Annotated in this window: 15 protein-coding genes and 1 tRNA gene; 12 read left to right on the top strand and 4 right to left on the bottom strand. The window is 48.4% G+C overall.

Translation table 11 applies throughout. From position 1 onward, the window contains the following. Positions 1-14: 14 nt before the first annotated feature. From BLU30_RS06070 to BLU30_RS06060, 3 genes are read right to left on the bottom strand one after another with little or no spacing between them, the layout of a single operon-like run. Positions 15-1268 (bottom strand): ABC transporter permease, encoded by a 1254-nt coding sequence (locus BLU30_RS06070; RefSeq protein ID WP_090244495.1) that lies wholly within the window; start codon positions 1266-1268, stop codon positions 15-17. Further along, complete coding sequence (locus BLU30_RS06065) at positions 1255-1983, bottom strand: ABC transporter ATP-binding protein (protein ID WP_090244493.1); 729 nt, start codon at positions 1981-1983, stop codon at positions 1255-1257. The genes BLU30_RS06070 and BLU30_RS06065 overlap by 14 nt, the downstream gene beginning before the upstream one ends. Next, entirely contained in the window at positions 1970-2980 is a 1011-nt protein-coding gene (locus tag BLU30_RS06060) for an HlyD family efflux transporter periplasmic adaptor subunit (protein ID WP_090244491.1), read from the bottom strand. The genes BLU30_RS06065 and BLU30_RS06060 overlap by 14 nt, the downstream gene beginning before the upstream one ends. A gap of 172 nt (positions 2981-3152) precedes the next feature. On the opposite strand from BLU30_RS06060, the gene BLU30_RS06055 reads away from it, so the two are divergent. Both BLU30_RS06055 and BLU30_RS06050 read left to right on the top strand, forming a co-directional pair. Further along, positions 3153-3848 (top strand): response regulator transcription factor, encoded by a 696-nt coding sequence (locus BLU30_RS06055; protein ID WP_090244489.1) that lies wholly within the window; start codon positions 3153-3155, stop codon positions 3846-3848. Continuing rightward, on the top strand, positions 3814-5769 hold the full coding sequence (locus BLU30_RS06050; RefSeq protein ID WP_090244487.1) for a sensor histidine kinase: 1956 nt from the start codon (positions 3814-3816) through the stop codon (positions 5767-5769). Before BLU30_RS06055 ends, BLU30_RS06050 begins: the two co-directional genes overlap by 35 nt. Positions 5770-5795: 26 nt before the next feature. On the opposite strand, the gene BLU30_RS06045 is transcribed toward BLU30_RS06050, so the two are convergent. After that, entirely contained in the window at positions 5796-6752 is a 957-nt protein-coding gene (locus tag BLU30_RS06045; protein WP_090244485.1) for an alpha/beta fold hydrolase, read from the bottom strand. A gap of 131 nt (positions 6753-6883) precedes the next feature. On the opposite strand from BLU30_RS06045, the gene BLU30_RS06040 reads away from it, so the two are divergent. The 10 genes from BLU30_RS06040 to BLU30_RS05995 all read left to right on the top strand — a co-directional run bounded on the left by BLU30_RS06040 (position 6884) and on the right by BLU30_RS05995 (position 15383). After that, positions 6884-7594, top strand: coding sequence for an MBL fold metallo-hydrolase (locus BLU30_RS06040; protein ID WP_090244483.1), 711 nt, complete (start codon positions 6884-6886; stop codon positions 7592-7594). 21 nt (positions 7595-7615) lie between these two features. Next, the gene (locus BLU30_RS06035; RefSeq protein ID WP_090244481.1) at positions 7616-9934 is read left to right on the top strand and encodes a DNA internalization-related competence protein ComEC/Rec2; all 2319 of its coding nucleotides are present in this window, start codon (positions 7616-7618) and stop codon (positions 9932-9934) included. A gap of 6 nt (positions 9935-9940) precedes the next feature. After that, positions 9941-10954, top strand: coding sequence for a DNA polymerase III subunit delta (gene holA, locus BLU30_RS06030; protein ID WP_090244479.1), 1014 nt, complete (start codon positions 9941-9943; stop codon positions 10952-10954). A gap of 77 nt (positions 10955-11031) precedes the next feature. Further along, entirely contained in the window at positions 11032-11631 is a 600-nt protein-coding gene (locus BLU30_RS06025) for a cytidylate kinase-like family protein (protein ID WP_090244477.1), read from the top strand. Positions 11632-11756: 125 nt separating this feature from the next. Then, a tRNA-Pro gene (locus BLU30_RS06020) sits at positions 11757-11833 on the top strand. 239 nt (positions 11834-12072) lie between these two features. Then, positions 12073-13125, top strand: coding sequence for a hypothetical protein (locus BLU30_RS06015; RefSeq protein WP_242873526.1), 1053 nt, complete (start codon positions 12073-12075; stop codon positions 13123-13125). An 18-nt stretch (positions 13126-13143) separates the two neighbouring features. Next, the gene (locus BLU30_RS06010) at positions 13144-13803 is read left to right on the top strand and encodes a YggS family pyridoxal phosphate-dependent enzyme (protein ID WP_242873525.1); all 660 of its coding nucleotides are present in this window, start codon (positions 13144-13146) and stop codon (positions 13801-13803) included. 10 nt (positions 13804-13813) lie between these two features. Beyond that, positions 13814-14293 (top strand): cell division protein SepF, encoded by a 480-nt coding sequence (locus tag BLU30_RS06005; RefSeq protein ID WP_090244474.1) that lies wholly within the window; start codon positions 13814-13816, stop codon positions 14291-14293. A 3-nt stretch (positions 14294-14296) separates the two neighbouring features. Continuing rightward, the gene (locus BLU30_RS06000) at positions 14297-14575 is read left to right on the top strand and encodes a YggT family protein (RefSeq protein ID WP_090244472.1); all 279 of its coding nucleotides are present in this window, start codon (positions 14297-14299) and stop codon (positions 14573-14575) included. 70 nt (positions 14576-14645) lie between these two features. Further along, positions 14646-15383 carry a YlmH family RNA-binding protein gene (locus BLU30_RS05995; RefSeq protein ID WP_090244470.1) on the top strand — a complete coding sequence of 246 codons (738 nt, stop codon included), beginning with the start codon at positions 14646-14648 and terminating at the stop codon, positions 15381-15383. The last annotated feature ends 8 nt before the right edge of the window (positions 15384-15391 follow it).

Genomic DNA, 15391 nt, shown 5'->3' with positions numbered 1-15391 from the left:
TCCTTTCATGAGATTTACTCATACCGCAGGGCATCAATGGGGTTGAGTTTAGCAGCCTTACCTGCCGGGTAATAGCCAAAGAATACGCCAATTCCCATGGAAAAGCCGACGGCGATGAGAATGGATGACAGCGTTGGTGTAACGGCTGCCTTGATAAAAATGCCGCCGATGGCCCCCAAGCCACTGCCTACCAAGACACCAATGGCCCCACCGATAATACAGATGATGATGGATTCCACAATGAACTGAATGCGGATATCAGTATTGCTGGCACCCAGAGCTTTTCGGATACCGATTTCCCGGGTCCGTTCGGTTACGGAGACCAGCATGATGTTCATGACGCCAATGCCTCCCACCAAAAGGGAAATACCAGCAATAACGCCGATGGCGGTGGACAGGCTTCCCAGCATTTGTTTTGACTCGTTGGCGTATTTATCAATATTTTCGGTTTTAACCGTAAAATCGGGATTACTGGCGTAGTATTTAGTACCAAACCAGGTGCTGATACTCTGGCTGAGGGCATTGGAATCGGCACTGGGGTAAGCGATGATATTCAGGGTGCTGTAGCCGGTATTGTTACTGCCGGATAAATTTTCCGCCAGGCTAGTGGGGATAAATAGTTCAGGGACGCTGCTGTTCCCAAAGCTGACACTCATCAGAGAGCCAGAGTCTTCACTTTTAGGGTCGGTATAAATCCCAATGACACGAAAGCTTTCGTTGCCGTTTTTGGTTCGGACCGTCAGGGATTCTCCCAGGGCATCCTCCCGGCCAAAGAAGGTTTGGGCTAGCGTATTGGAAATCAGGGTAACCCGCCTTCCACCGGTGTTATCCTCGGCAGAAAGGGTACGCCCGGATTGGATTTTTAAATTTTGGGTGGATAGATAATCATCATTGACACCCGTCAGTTTAACCTCGGTATGCTTTAAATCATCCAGGGTCCCACTGCCCACAGGAACAGAAACACCAACGGACTTAATATCATTGGGGAAGTGGGCTTTAAAATTGGCAATCATATCATCGGTAATGAGATCACTGTTGGTGGTGGAGACCATGGCTTCCGGGTCTTTCTGACCCACGTAGGCCATGATGATTTTACCCCCAACCTTATTAAGGGATTCAGAAAAGGAGCGGCTCATGGCGTCTCCCATGGAAGCAATGGCGATGACCGAGGCAATGCCGATGATAATGCCCAACATGGTCAGCAGTGCACGCATTTTGTTATGGGTGAGCCCTTCGATGGCCAGAATGATGTTTTCACGCAGATTCATAATGGACCTCCCGATTAATGGATCCCTGACGGTTACCCGTAATATGGCCGTCCCTCAGGGTGATAATGCGCTCCGTTTCCTCTGCCAGCTCATCATTATGGGTGATGAGGATAATGGTTTTCCCTTGCTCCTGGTGGAGGCGATGAAATAAATCCATGACCAAACGACCGGTGGTACTATCCAGGGCTCCTGTGGGCTCATCTGCCAGGATGATGGCGGGATCGTTGGCCATGGCCCGGGCGATGGCGACTCGCTGGTTCTGCCCGCCGGAAAGCTCGTTGGGGTGATGTTTAGCCCGGGTTTCCATCTCGACCATCTGGAGTAATGCCATGGCCCGTTCATGGCGAACCTTGGGGGAGAGCTTCCCGTAGAGCATGGGCAATTCCACATTGCTCAAGGCTGTGGATCTTGGAATGAGGTTGAAGGATTGGAAAACAAAGCCTATTTTCTGATTTCGAATAAAGGAGAGATGCTTATCCGGGATGCGCTCAATGGCCTCACCATCCAGGGTATAGCTTCCCGAAGTTGGACGGTCCAAGGCGCCGATGATATTCATCAGGGTGGATTTCCCAGAGCCAGAGGCCCCCACGATGGAGAGGAATTCTCCTTCCGCAATGGTTAAATCGATACCGTGGAGAACCTCCAGCTCATTGGGGGTTCCAATATAATATTGCTTAACGATTCCCTCCATCTCAATCATTTTACGCTGGGGCATTTTGTGTCTCTCCTTCCTTTGGAGCCGCATTTGACTCATTCTCAAGAACCACGGCTTGACCAGGGGTCAAGCCGCTGGGATTGGATACCAGGATCATACCTTCCTTTAATTTTTCACCAGCAATTTCCACCGCAAAATCAGTCTGAATTCCAAGAGATACAGGGATGGCTTCTACGGTCATTTTCCCTTTTTCATCGGTATTCACAGCAAAGACCTGGGTATTTCCCTTTTCATCCTTGGCGACGGCATCAAAGGGCACATTGAAAACCCCGGGTCGTTCTTCGACAACGACTTCCTGCTTGGTTTTCATCCCGATGAAGAGACCGTCAGCCGGGCTGTCAATGGGGACGATGGCTTCAAATTCAGCTTTGGCTGAGGTGGTGCCGCTAGTATTCGTGTTTCCCTGGACAGCCGCATTTCCACCAGCCATATTTGAAGCGGTGGGGGCAATACGGCCGACGGTACCCGTATACACCCGGTTACCCGTAGCATCCGTTTTGATATTGACTTTCATTCCAGAAGCAACCTTATCGATATCACTTTCTTTAATTTTCATATTGACCTGGAGGTCTCCAGTGTTTTGGATGGTGAATAAGACCCCATTGGCCGGGGCACCGTTGACGGCGTTAACGGCGGTAATGGTGCCACTGGCTGTGGAATTAACATTTTGCCATTCATCGGCTTCCTTATTGTACAGCCGGCATAGCCGGTCCCCTTTATTGACGTAGTTTCCTACAGAGACATCAACGCTCCAGACGGGGATATTGCTGGTATTGCTGATTTGCTCAGTAAAGGTACTGATGACTTGCCCATCGGCGGATACCGTTCGCTGCAGGTCGGCCTTTCCAAGGGTTAGGGTTTTGACTGGGGTCTCACTGGGGCCAGAGAAAAGAGCGGTATAACCGATCCATCCTAAGATGACAAGGCCCAGGCCGATGGCGCAGCCGATGATGATTTTCTTTTTTTTATCCATGGGGGTTGTTGATTGATTATTCATAAAATCCTCCGCTTGTTTTTTTTATAGTGTACCCAATAAAAATGACGAACAGGCGATTGGAATTCTTAATGTTTTATGACATTTATCCTTCATAAAGTTTTAAGAAATTCATTAGGCGAACCGTCATAACTCTGTGTTATCATTAATGACAATAAGAAAGTGAGGCAAAGACATGAATTTACTCATATGTGATGATGAGCGCGAAATCGTGGACGTGCTGGAGATTTATTTAAAAAATGAGGGCTACACCATTTATAAAGCCTATTCGGGTGAGGAAGCCCTTGAGATTCTTGGGGAGTCGGAGGTCCACCTGATCCTCCTTGACATTATGATGCCGGGAATGGATGGCATGCAGACTGCCGTGAAAATCAGAGAGACTTCGAATGTTCCCATTATCTTTTTGACGGCCAAGGGCGAGGACCATGATAAAATTATGGGTCTTACGGTTGGTGCGGACGATTATATTACGAAGCCCTTTAACCCCCTGGAGGTCATTGCCCGGGTGAAATCCCAGCTCCGGCGCTATACCCAGCTGGGAAGCTGTAAGATTGGCCAGGATGTCCATGGAACCGGGGGCTTATTGTTGGATGATGGGGCTAAAAAAGTACAGGTGGACGGTGAAGAGGTTCATCTTACCCCGGTGGAATATAAAATTCTTCTCTTTTTAATGGAGGGAATGGGGCGGGTGTTCTCCATCGAGCAAATTTACGAAAATGTCTGGGAGGAGCCATCCTACAATTCGGAAAATACGGTAGCTGTCCATATCCGCCGTATTCGTGAAAAAATAGAGATTAATCCAAAGGAACCAAAATATTTAAAGGTGGTGTGGGGCATTGGTTACAAAATTGAAAAATATCCTGTACAGTAGTCGCCTGCAAATTATTGTCTCTATTTTAGCGATTATCTTTTTAACCAGCGGAACATATTTTAGTATAATGATGTCTTCGGATAACAATCTTTCAAAATTTGATTTTAGTATTTTGATGGATACAGAACGTTATGGGGACAGTGCTGTGGTGGAAAGTCGGATGGAGGATATTTATCGGCAATGTGGAATAATCTTACAGAATTCCGCATCGACAGATCCCGAGGATATTCAGGATGTGGCGAATGCTAAGAATTACCTTGGAGCCATGGAGAAGGAGATTGGCTTGAAATGGTTCGTGGAATCCAAGGGAAAGGTCATTGCCAGTGAGCCGGATCTCACCATTCCTGAGATTAAAAAATATCCCATTTATTTTATTGATAATCAGGGTGCAGTGGATGCCACCAATCAATGGGCACAATATGGTTTGGGAAACCGAACGGGGATTGATGGGAAGATCGCCTTCGGTCTGAGTGATTCGGGCCAAACGACGGTTTCCGAGGCGGAAGACCAGTACCAAAAAGCGCGAGGAACGATGTCAATCATGTTCCAAATCGTTTTTTTGTGCTATCTGGGGGGAGGAATTTGTTTTGTTCTGGGATGTTTTAATGCAGGGCATGGAAAAGATCGTCCTGGAATCACCCTTTATCCAGTCGATGCTTATTGGGATGTCAATTTAATGATTACCCTCACCCTATGGGGGATGTTGTTTTCTGGTGCGCTGGCTACGATTTATTTGCCGGTCTACATTTCCTTGATTTGTGTCCTGGGTTCGATCCTGGTGCTTTATGCTTTTGCCATGAGCTGGGTCCGTTTGGCCAAGGCCCATTCAGTTATTTCCCATTTACTCATTTTGTATATTCTGAGAATATTGTGGCGAGGTGTCCTTCAGATTGGCCATGCGATTAAAGAATATTATTTTGAAGTGGTTAAGGACAGCTCCCTGGTTGGCCTTTATTTTGCCATGGTGTTTGGTGTGATCCTTTTAACGCTTTTCACCGAGTGGGCTCCTTTTTTGGGTATTCCATTGAGCCTGGTCGTGATCTATGTTTTAAGTAAAAAAGTGCGGGTGCTTTCTGACATACGTCAGGGGGTAAAGCAGATGAATGACGGAGATAAAACTTTTATCATCAAGGTAGAAGGTCAGGGTGCTGTGGAGGATTTTGGTCGGCAAATCAATACCCTGCGGGAGAATCTCCTGGGTGAAATTGATGCGGCGGTGGAAAAGGAGCTTAAAAGTGAGCGGCTCAAAACAGAACTGATTACCAATGTTTCCCATGATATCCGGACGCCCCTGACCTCCATCATTGCCTATGTGGATATTTTAAAGAGTCCTAATATTCCAGAGGAGGATCGTCAAAAATACATTTGTATTTTAGATGAAAAGGCCAATCGATTAAAAAACTTAACGGATGATTTATTCGAGGCGGCGAAGGCGTCTACAGGGAATATTGATATTCAGTTAGATGTAGTGAATCCTGAAGCCCTGGTGGATCAGGCGTTGGGGGAATTTGAGGAAAAGCTCAAGGCTGCTGAGCTTCAGATTATTATGACCCGGCCCGAGGAAAAAATACTGGTTCAGGCCGATGGCCGTCAGTTCTGGCGGGTGATTGAGAATCTGCTGACCAACGTGGTTAAATACGCCTTGAAGGGATCCCGGGTGTATATTGACATTCGCCGGGAGAATCATGAGGGGATTTTAGAGGTTAAGAATATCAGTGCCCAGGCCCTGGGCATCCCAGCAGAGGAGCTGATGGAGCGCTTCAAACGGGGAGACGGTGCCCGTCACACCGAGGGCAGTGGCCTGGGACTGGCCATCACCCGGGATTTAACGGAGCTCCAGGGTGGCCATTTTGAAATTGCCATCGATGGCGATTTGTTTAAGGCCCTGGTTTGGATGCCCGTGGCGGATCAGAAGGAGTAAAAAAAGAGGGGAGGTTCCCTCTTTTTTTAAATGGATTCCTGGTGCTTAGCGCTGTGGAGGGCCCTTTTTAGAAACTCAAGGATGATGCCGAAGGTTTGGACACGGTTGTCTTCGTTGAGGATTTCGTGACGTTTTCCTGGAATCAGCCGAAGGGTGACATCGGTCATGCCGGCCACCTTCATCCGGTGGTAAATGAGCTTTACCTCCTTACCCATATTACCCACGGGGTCCTCCGCCCCGGCGATTAAGAGAATGGGGAGGCTTTCTGGCATCTCCGCCATGTTGCTGGCATTATTGGCAAAGTCTAAGCCGCTGAAAAGGTCTCGGTAAAAAGCAGCAGTACAAAAGAAACCACAAAGGGGATCTGCAATATAGGCATCCACATTGGCCTCATTAACCGAAAGCCAATCGTAGGCGGTGCGGTTGGGGGCGAATTTTTTATTATAGCCTCCAAAGGAAAGCTCGGCCAAAGCAGTGGAGGGGTGGGTTGGGCCATATTTGTGGATTTCAGTATCGGCGATGGCTTTGCCGAAGGCACGGACGGCGGCATTAGTCCCCATGGTTGTCCCACAGATAACGGCTCCGTCGTACAGGGTGCCAAATTCAATGAGGCAGGTGCGGACCACCACAGAACCCATGCTATGCCCAAAGATCAGGACCGGTAAATCTGGATTTTCCGCCTTGGCCAGGCCGGTTAGTTCCTGGACATCATCCACGACCCGCTGCCAGCCGTCGGCATCGTCAAAATGACCCATGGCAGAACCTGAAAGGCCGGTGGCGCCGTGCCCCCGCTGATCGATGGCATAGACGATAATGTCCCCCCGGTAAAGGAAATCAGCAAATTCACGATATCGCTCTGCATATTCGGCCATTCCATGGACCAGAATCAGCATGGCCCGGGTGGACGGGTTGCGGGGGGTGGTGTAATAAAAGACGGACTTTCCGTCTGTAGCTTCAAATTGGTGTCGATCGAGTTTGAGCATTGGGTAGACCTCCTGAAATGATAGCCCTATTATAACAGAATTTTATTGGAAAGACACGCCATTATCGCTATAATAGAAAAAAGGAAAGAAACCACGGTTGTGTTTTACCAATTAAAGTGGAGGTTTAGATTATGAAATTAACAGTATTGGGAAATTCCGGGGGATATCCCCGTCCAGGAGGGGCTTGTTCTGGTTATCTTCTAGAGGAAGGGGATGTGAAAATCGTCCTGGATATGGGAGCGGGAACCCTGGCCAATTTGCTGACCCATTGCGATTTAGAAAAAGTAACAGCCATTATTTGCACCCATCTGCACTCCGATCATATTTCAGATTTATTCGTCCTTCGGTACGCCCTGGAAATGAAGGGATTGAGCCTGCCCATCTATCTTCCCCCTAATCCAGAGGAAGTCTTTAACCAGCTTTCGGATTGTGCTGGTTTTGAGGTTACCCCCATCACCGAGGGAATGGCATTGGACATGGGCGGCCTTCACTTAACTTTTTCAGAGATGAGCCATCCCTATCCGGATTTTGCTGTAAAAGCAACGGATGGAAAGTGGGTATTTATGTACACCGGGGATACCTGTCTATGTGATGCCTTTGTGGCCTTTGCCCAGGGAGTTCATGTTCTGCTGTGCGACTGTACCTTCCTGGGGGATGGGCATTCGGATAAGCACCTCTCCCTGGGAGAAGCCATTGAGGTGGCCAATGGGGCGGGGGTGCGCCATCTCATTATGACCCATTTCGACCCCACAAAGCGTCTCCAGGATTATTATCGGGAGGCCAATGACCGTTTTATTGGCCGGGCATCTAAAGCAGAAATTTCAGCCAAGTTCAATTTGTAAAATAACCATGGGGGCGTTTCGATGAATCGGCCGTTACTGATGGGCCTGGTGGCCATCATTGCTGGGATTTTGTTGAGCTTTTGGCAGATGCCCCTTTGGATGGTGCTTGTGATCGCGGCTATGATCGGGGCCCTTCCCCTGGTTTGGGAGGCGATCCCCAGGGGCTTTGTTGTGTTTAGCCTGGTTTGCTATGGTGTCGGATGGGTTTCTGCTGGGCTGGCTTTTATGCCAGAAACAGATTTAGCCGCTCTTCAGGGTGATCAGCGTGTAACCGCAGTGGTGGAGGCTCTTTCTGGTAATGATAGGGATAAGACAACCCTGCGTTTAAAAACCCAAACCATATCGGACCAGCATAGATCGATCCGGCTCCAGGCAACACTGGCCCATTATGACAGTCCTATGACAAAGCTGCCTGAGCCTGGGGATCTCATCACCCTGGATGGGGAGCTCAGTCTTCCGGAGGGCAGTCGAAATCCTGGTGGCTTCGACTATGGCTTGTATCTTAAGGGTCAGGGAATTCAGGGGCTTTTTTATGGGAAGAATGGGTCCTCACCCATCATCAATGGACAGGATAACGCCCTGGGTTATTCGGTGGAGCGCTTTCGGGAACAGGTTCTTGGGGTCATTACCCAGGCTTTTCCAGAGGAGCAGGCTGAGGTGATGAAGGGGCTGCTCCTTGGGGACAAATCCATGGCGGCGGATTTAAAGACCCAGTTCTCCAATGCGGGCATCAGCCATCTCCTGGCGGTTTCGGGGCTCCATGTGGGTTTTTTATACACCCTGGTTCTCGGTGTGGCAGCACTCTTGGGACTCAAGGAGCGGGGTCGGCTTTTCCTGCTGCTGCCCTGTCTGGCTTTTTATTCTGCCCTCACGGGGTTTTCCCCATCGGTCCTCCGGGCGGCTATTATGCTTTTGGTCTTAGTGGGAGGGCAGGTTATTAAAACCCATTATGATGGACTCAGCGGCCTTTGCTTAGCGGCTATCCTGATCCTGGTGGTAAGCCCCGCCCAGCTTTTTGCTGCGGGGTTTCAGATGAGCTTTGGGGCGGTTTGTGGGATTTTGCTTTTTGCAAAACCCCTTTGCTACAGCATCATGAAAGGGACGGGTCTCCAGGGCAATATAGTGAATACCTTGGTGCTGACCCTTTGTGCGACCATTGGAACCCTGCCGGCGACGCTATATCATTTCCACACATTAAATCTGGTGGCTTTGGTTAGTAATTTACTCCTTGTTCCCCTGGCGGGCCTTTTGTTTACAATCGGGCTGCCCATGGTGGTGCTTATGCTGGTGCTGCCGGGGTTGACCCCCGTTTTTGCCAGTGTGCCAGGTTTTTTGGCCCATTGGATTTTAAAGCTAACGACCTTTTTTTCAGGGACCATGGATTTGCGGTTTAACGGCGGCCCTATGGGGCTTTTGGATATTGTGCTGCTGGCGATGGCGGCCTTTACGGTGGCTGGTTACTTTAATTTTCGGCATCGGCGGGAGCGTTTATGGGTGTGTACGGCTTTACCGGCTTTATTTTTGAGCGTTATTGCCCTTAGCCTATTGCCCGGACCCCTGCGGGTCACTTTTTTGGACGTGGGCCAGGGGGACAGTGCTCTGGTACAAACCCCGGAGGGTGGGGCCTACCTCATCGATGGAGGCGGGTACCCTGTTTATGGGGATAAGGCGGATCATACCCGCCAGGCCATTTCTGAAAAGGTTCTGCTGCCAGGACTGTATGCCTATGGCATCACCCGGCTGGATGGTGTCTTTATTACCCATCATCACGAGGATCATGCCCAGGGCATCGAGGAGCTTTTAGGGCTACTTCCCGTGGAACACATTTATGTATCCACTAAATATAATGATGTAGCTTTATTGAACCAGGATAAAATTCCCATTTCACAGCTAAGCCGCGGGGCTATTTTAAGGACCAGGGATGGCGTTGGGGTGCAGGTATTGTGGCCTGATGGCAAGGTTGAAGCCCTGGAGGAGGGGGAACAAAATGATGCGTCCCTGGTGCTGCGTCTGACCTATGGTGCCCGCTCTATCCTCTTAATGGGAGATGCGGGCCTCGGGGTGGAAGCCCAGTTAGGAGCAGTGGATAGTGATGTCATCAAAATTGGACATCATGGCAGTGCCACCGCTTCGGACACTGGATTTTTAGAACAGGTATCGCCGGCAGCCGCCGTGGTATCTGTGGGGCGTTATAATACCTTTGGACACCCGGATGGCACGGTGCTCACTAATATTGAAGCCACTGGTGCCAGATGCTATCGAACGGATGAGCAGGGAGCGGTGGTGGTCGAAACAAATGGACAGAATTTGGAAATTAAGACGATGCTAGAAAAGGAGTAACGAGGGATGCGCTATCAGGATTTGACCAAGGAAATCAATCAGGGGAACTTTCACCCCGTCTATTTGTTTACTGGTCCAGAACAGTATATTGCGGCAATGATGGAGAAACGCCTGGTGGAAAAGGCAGTTCCAGAATCCTTAGTCCAGCTGAATGTCATGTCTTTTTCGGAAAAGGAGACCGATGTGGGCTCAGTGGTGGCCATTTGCAGACAACTGCCCATGATGAGTGATCATCGGGTGGTCATTCTAAGGGAAGAAACGGGGATTCTCCAAAACACCGATGCTGCGGAGGAATTGCTGAGCTATATTCAGAAGCCAGAGCCATCAACCGTCCTTTTAATTTACAGCAGCAAGCCCGATAAGCGGAAAAAGGTGTATAAGCAGCTTGTGAAGTATGCTGCAGTGGTGGAGTATCATAAACTCACCCAAATGGAGCTGGAAAAGTGGATTGCCAGACGCTTAAAGCTTGGGGGAAAGCGAACCACCCGGAGGGTGGTTGAACGCTTTATTGGGGATACCCTTTATCTGCAAAATGAAGATCAGAATATGGAGCGGGTGGATAATGAGCTGGGGAAGCTCATGGATTACGTGGGGGATGCTGAGGCGATCACTCTGAATGATTTAGAGGCAACCCTGCCAAAATCTGTTGATGAAAATATTTTCCGAATGGTGGATTTTGCCATGGGGGGAAATATGGGGGAGGCCTTGATGATGCTGGAAAATTTTTATCTCAGCGGAGAATCGCCCTTTGGGGTGTTTGGTTTGCTCTTAAGCCAGCTGCGAACCATGCTCCAGGTCCGTATTCTAACGGATAACCGGAGTACTCAGGCGACCATCGCCAAGGAGGTGGGCCGCCCACCCTTTGTGGTTAAGAAGATGCAGGGAGCGGCAGGACGTTTCCCCCAGGAGCGATTAATGGGAATAATGGCGGCGGCCGCACAGCTGGATGTACAAATGAAAACAGGGGTGGTGGAACCAGAGCTGGGGGTGGAGCTATTTGTTCTTCGGCTGGGAGAATAAAAGCTGCTTAAATCCATGAAAAAGGTTTGCATTTGTGGTATACTATGATTGTATAAAATGTCAGGAGGCGAAAGGTTATGGCGAAAATAATTACCATCGGCAGACAATTTGGCAGTAATGGTCGGGCCATCGCAAAAAATCTGGCTGATCATCTCGGTATCGCTTTTTACGATAAACAGCTCATTGGGTTGGCTGCGGAAAAAAGTGAGCTTCCAGTGGAATCCCTGGTGGAGGTGGATGAGAAAAAGACGAATCCACTGCTCTATGCATCCGTGGATTATAAAATTGGTGCGGGCTATTCCACCACGGCTCCCATTAACGATGTGCTGTTCCAGGCACAGTCCGAGGTGATCCGGGGACTGGCCCAAAAAGAGGATTGTGTTATTGTAGGGCGGTGTGCCGATTTTGTATTGAGGAGTCACCCGGAGGCACGGCATGTTTACATCTATGCTCCAATGGATAAACGCATTCAGACTGTGTGTGAACGGGACGGTGTCGGCAGCAAAGAAGCCCAGAGCATCATTAAAAAGATCGATAAGCAGCGCCGGCTTTACTATTCCTACTATACCGATTTAAAATGGGGATCTTTTGAAAACTATCATTTGGCACTGGATAGCGGACGAATGAGTATGGATAACGCTGTGGATCTTTTAAGTCTCCTTTATGGTCAAATTTAAGGGTGAATTTTCAGCCCTGGGGATGAATGCAACACCAGGGCTGAAATAAAAAGTGGAAAATCTGTAAAAAATTTGAAAAAGTACTTGCGTAGCCTGTAAAGAAAAGTTATAATAGTCTACGTTGTCTGGGTGTGGCGCAGTTTGGTAGCGCGCGTGAATGGGGTTCACGAGGCCGGAGGTTCGATTCCTCTCACTCAGACCATTTTTTTATTCTTTTTTAAATTTTACGAATAAAACAATAATTCAGGTGAATAATATGAGTCAAACAAAACGGGAAATGAAAAGACGAGTCAAACGCCGCAGACAGGTGATCGTTGGCGTCGTTTTTTTTTAATTATCGTCACAATCTTCGCCTACAACTACCGGGGAAATAAACAGGCCCTGGTAGAAAAGACGGAATACAGGGATACCTATCGCACCGACCTTTATCTTTTCAAAAATATGGATTATATCCAGCTTGATGATTTTAAGGCGTCGGACCTGACGGTGGAAGAGGGAAGTAAGGTAAATGGCTACACCAGCCTGACCACTACGCCCAAGGTTGTGAATCAATCCTATTTAAAGGAACAGATTAGCACCATCGACCAGATTGTGGCGGATAAATATTACGATACATGGAATGTCATTGTGGATGAAATTGGTAAGAATTTTGTTGGAATGGCAAAAATTAATAGTCAGTTCAGTGGGGATGCCAGGAATCGAAAAAGTTTCTTACTCAGTGCCACCCGATATATGGGGATGTCCGCAGCTGAGCTGGATACCCAGAAAAAACAGCTGGAGTCTTTAAATGACGGTCAGTCCAGACAGATTACCCTCAGTGGCCTTTCCATGGATTCCACGGGCTATGTTTATGCGGCGGTGAACTCTATGGAAATGGTTATTTCCGAAAGCGTCCTCCCCTATGTGGATGAGGAGATGCTTGGCATTGCCAGTAAGGTGGATCAGCAGGACACCACTGCCTTAAAGGTGATTAATGGGGATCATATTTACGGTGCCTTTGTCGTTCCAAAGGAGACAGAAATCCAGGGTGAGAAAAGTATGCTTAAGTTGAAGCAGCAAAATATCGGAACCACCGGGAACGAGAAGAATGCGGCGTACTATAAGCTTTTAGTCAAAAGGGTAGACCTTTTGAGGGAGTACCCAGAGATTACCCTTGAAAAGGAAGGCAAATCCTACAAGGTATATCTGGTGGACGAGGTCACTTCCGGGGAGAACAAAATCGCCATCGTGATGCTTAAGGATTACGTTAATGTCTTTGCCAACGATAATATTATCACCACGGACATCAATGTCCAGGGATACGAAGCTTACACGGTGCCAAGAAGTGCCATCACTGAAAAAGAAGGAAAAACCTATTTAACCACCATGGAGCGAGGCTATTTTGCTGAACCGGTGGAAGTCACTGTTGCCCGGTACGATGGTGGTAAGGCGATTATGCCTGTCGATGACAATGCGGCTTTATCCGTGGGAATATCGTATAAGGTGTATCCGTAAAAGGAAGAAGGGTAGTGCATGGATACCATGATTGCAAAAAATATAGCAGAAATACGACAGACTATTCCAGAGGGAGTTACCTTGGTGGGCGTTACAAAATACCATGATGTGGCTGAAACCCAGGCGGTGGTCGATGCTGGCGTTCATGATCTTGGGGAAAACCGGGTTCAGGATTTGTTGGATAAGATGGACCAGATTACTGGAGAGGTGCGGTGGCATTTCATCGGACATCTTCAAAGCAATAAGGTCAAGTACCTCATTGGAAAGGTTCATCTTATTCACTCTATCCACTCCCTCAAGCTGCTCCACACCGTGGACCGTGAAAGCGCCAAGCAGGGGGTGGTCACCGATGTCCTCCTCCAGTTCAATTTGGCGGAGGAAGCCACTAAGTCGGGCTTTAAAGCCGGGGAATTTGAGGCGGCCTGCCGGGAGGCGGAAGCCTGCAGGAATGTTCGGGTCCGGGGTCTCATGGCCATGGGGCCTATGACTGAAAATACTGAGGAAATCCGAAAAATTTTCAAGCAATTAAAAAGAATGTATGATACAATGTTAAAAGAATACCATGGTGGTGAGAATGACATCGATAGCCTGTCCATGGGGATGACCGATGACTATCCTATTGCGATTGAAGAAGGTTCGTCCATCGTAAGAATCGGAAGGAAAATATTTAAACGTTAGGAGAGAGAGCATGGCAAACGATAAAACATTTAAGGATAAGATTATCAAGGTTTTTGGAATGGACATGGATGAAGACGGCACCTACGAAGAAGATTACTACGAAGAGGATGATGCCGCTGGTGTGGAAGAAACCCACGAAGCCGCAGCAGGAACCCCTCGCCGTGCGCCAGCCCGAAGTGCTGTTGGCGGTTTGGCTGGAGGTCCGGAAGTCCTGGTTTTAGACCCGGAATTCTTTGATGATGCCCCAGGTATTGTTAATAAAATAAAAGAAAATAAGACGGTTGTCGTTAATCTTAAAAATACAGAATATGAGGATGGACGTAAAATCTTTGATTTCCTCAACGGTGCTGTTTTTGCACTGGAGGGCTCCATCAATAAAATTGCAGATAATGTCTTTATTCTGGCACCCCGTCAGGTTTCTGTCTCCACCGAAATGGAAAAGGAAGACGATGAATTCATTACCCCGATTTTGGATTGGGATGCAGAATAGGATATGATGACCAGTGCAGGAACAATACTGCTTATTGCTGGAAGCTACTTATTCAACATCATCACGGCGCTGATTTGCATCAACTGCCTGCTTAGCTGGTTTAGACCGAATCCGGAGAACCCCATTGTGCGGGTGATTTATGGCTTAACCGAGCCCATCATGGCACCACTCCGCCGATTTACGACCTTTGGCGGCATGGATTTTTCCGGTTTAGCTGCTATTTTGTTGATTGAGTTTATCATCTACCCGGTGTATTCCTGGGTGGTGACGTTGATTTTTTAAGAAGCGTGGTTTAACCGAATAAAACATTGCCCATCCTTCGGATGGGTTTTTTGCGTCAGTGGAGGAACGTGTGAAGGATAAAAAAGAGGAAATATTCTTAGCCCGGGTAGCGGATGCCTGCGAGCGCAATTATGAGCCTCGTTTTTTCGATTTTTGTGATGAAGCCATGCAGTCGAAAATTGGGCGGTTGCTCAAGGGGAGGGGAGAGCCCTACGCCTTTTGGGGAGGGATGGAAGATGCAGCGCGTCAGATGCTTTGCATTTATCCCGAATATTGTGATGGGGAGGCCCTGGAATGGCCTTTAATGGCCGCCGCTTTCCAGAAAAATTTCCCCATGGATCATCGAAATGTCCTGGGAGAGCTGATGGCTATGGGGATCACCCGGGAATGCCTGGGGGATATCCATGTGGGGGAGGATGAGGTACAGATTATCTTTGCCGCACGGATGAAGCCCTTTTTTGAGCAAAACCTCAATAAAATGAAGGGACGCACCATAATGGTTAAATACCGGGGACCAGAGGAAATCCGTTCCTATGCCCTTCAGTTTAAATCCTTGGATTTAGTGGTTTCTTCCCTTCGGGTGGATGGAATCATCGGTAAGATTTGGGGATTCTCCAGACAGGATGCCCTCACCTATATTAAGCAGCGGCGGCTACGGGTCAACTACGAAGAAACCACAAAGAATGATTTTCAAATCAAGGTGGGGGATATCCTTGCCCTGCGGGGAAAGGGGAAGGCCCGAATTGCCGAAATCGGTGGAATGACTAAAAAAGGGAACACCCGTCTGGTGATTGAAAAATATATTTAGAGGAGCGA

Origin of the sequence: Eubacterium barkeri (genome assembly GCF_900107125.1) — a bacterium.
Classification (GTDB): Bacteria; Bacillota; Clostridia; order Eubacteriales; family Eubacteriaceae; genus Eubacterium_O; species Eubacterium_O barkeri.
This window is presented reverse-complemented; position numbering and strand designations above follow the sequence as displayed.

Excerpts from the sequence above, each read along its gene's own strand:
- BLU30_RS06070 (WP_090244495.1), bottom strand. The coding sequence starts at position 1,268 with ATGAATCTGCGTGAAAACATCATTCTGGCCATCGAAGGGCTCACCCAT.
- BLU30_RS06065 (WP_090244493.1), bottom strand. The coding sequence starts at position 1,983 with ATGCCCCAGCGTAAAATGATTGAGATGGAGGGAATCGTTAAGCAATAT.
- BLU30_RS06060 (WP_090244491.1), bottom strand. The coding sequence starts at position 2,980 with ATGAATAATCAATCAACAACCCCCATGGATAAAAAAAAGAAAATCATC.
- BLU30_RS06055 (WP_090244489.1), top strand. The coding sequence starts at position 3,153 with ATGAATTTACTCATATGTGATGATGAGCGCGAAATCGTGGACGTGCTG.
- BLU30_RS06045 (WP_090244485.1), bottom strand. The coding sequence starts at position 6,752 with ATGCTCAAACTCGATCGACACCAATTTGAAGCTACAGACGGAAAGTCC.
- BLU30_RS06040 (WP_090244483.1), top strand. The coding sequence starts at position 6,884 with ATGAAATTAACAGTATTGGGAAATTCCGGGGGATATCCCCGTCCAGGA.
- BLU30_RS06035 (WP_090244481.1), top strand. The coding sequence starts at position 7,616 with ATGAATCGGCCGTTACTGATGGGCCTGGTGGCCATCATTGCTGGGATT.
- holA (WP_090244479.1), top strand. The coding sequence starts at position 9,941 with ATGCGCTATCAGGATTTGACCAAGGAAATCAATCAGGGGAACTTTCAC.
- BLU30_RS06025 (WP_090244477.1), top strand. The coding sequence starts at position 11,032 with ATGGCGAAAATAATTACCATCGGCAGACAATTTGGCAGTAATGGTCGG.
- BLU30_RS06015 (WP_242873526.1), top strand. The coding sequence starts at position 12,073 with ATGGATTATATCCAGCTTGATGATTTTAAGGCGTCGGACCTGACGGTG.
- BLU30_RS06010 (WP_242873525.1), top strand. The coding sequence starts at position 13,144 with ATGGATACCATGATTGCAAAAAATATAGCAGAAATACGACAGACTATT.
- BLU30_RS06005 (WP_090244474.1), top strand. The coding sequence starts at position 13,814 with ATGGCAAACGATAAAACATTTAAGGATAAGATTATCAAGGTTTTTGGA.
- BLU30_RS06000 (WP_090244472.1), top strand. The coding sequence starts at position 14,297 with ATGATGACCAGTGCAGGAACAATACTGCTTATTGCTGGAAGCTACTTA.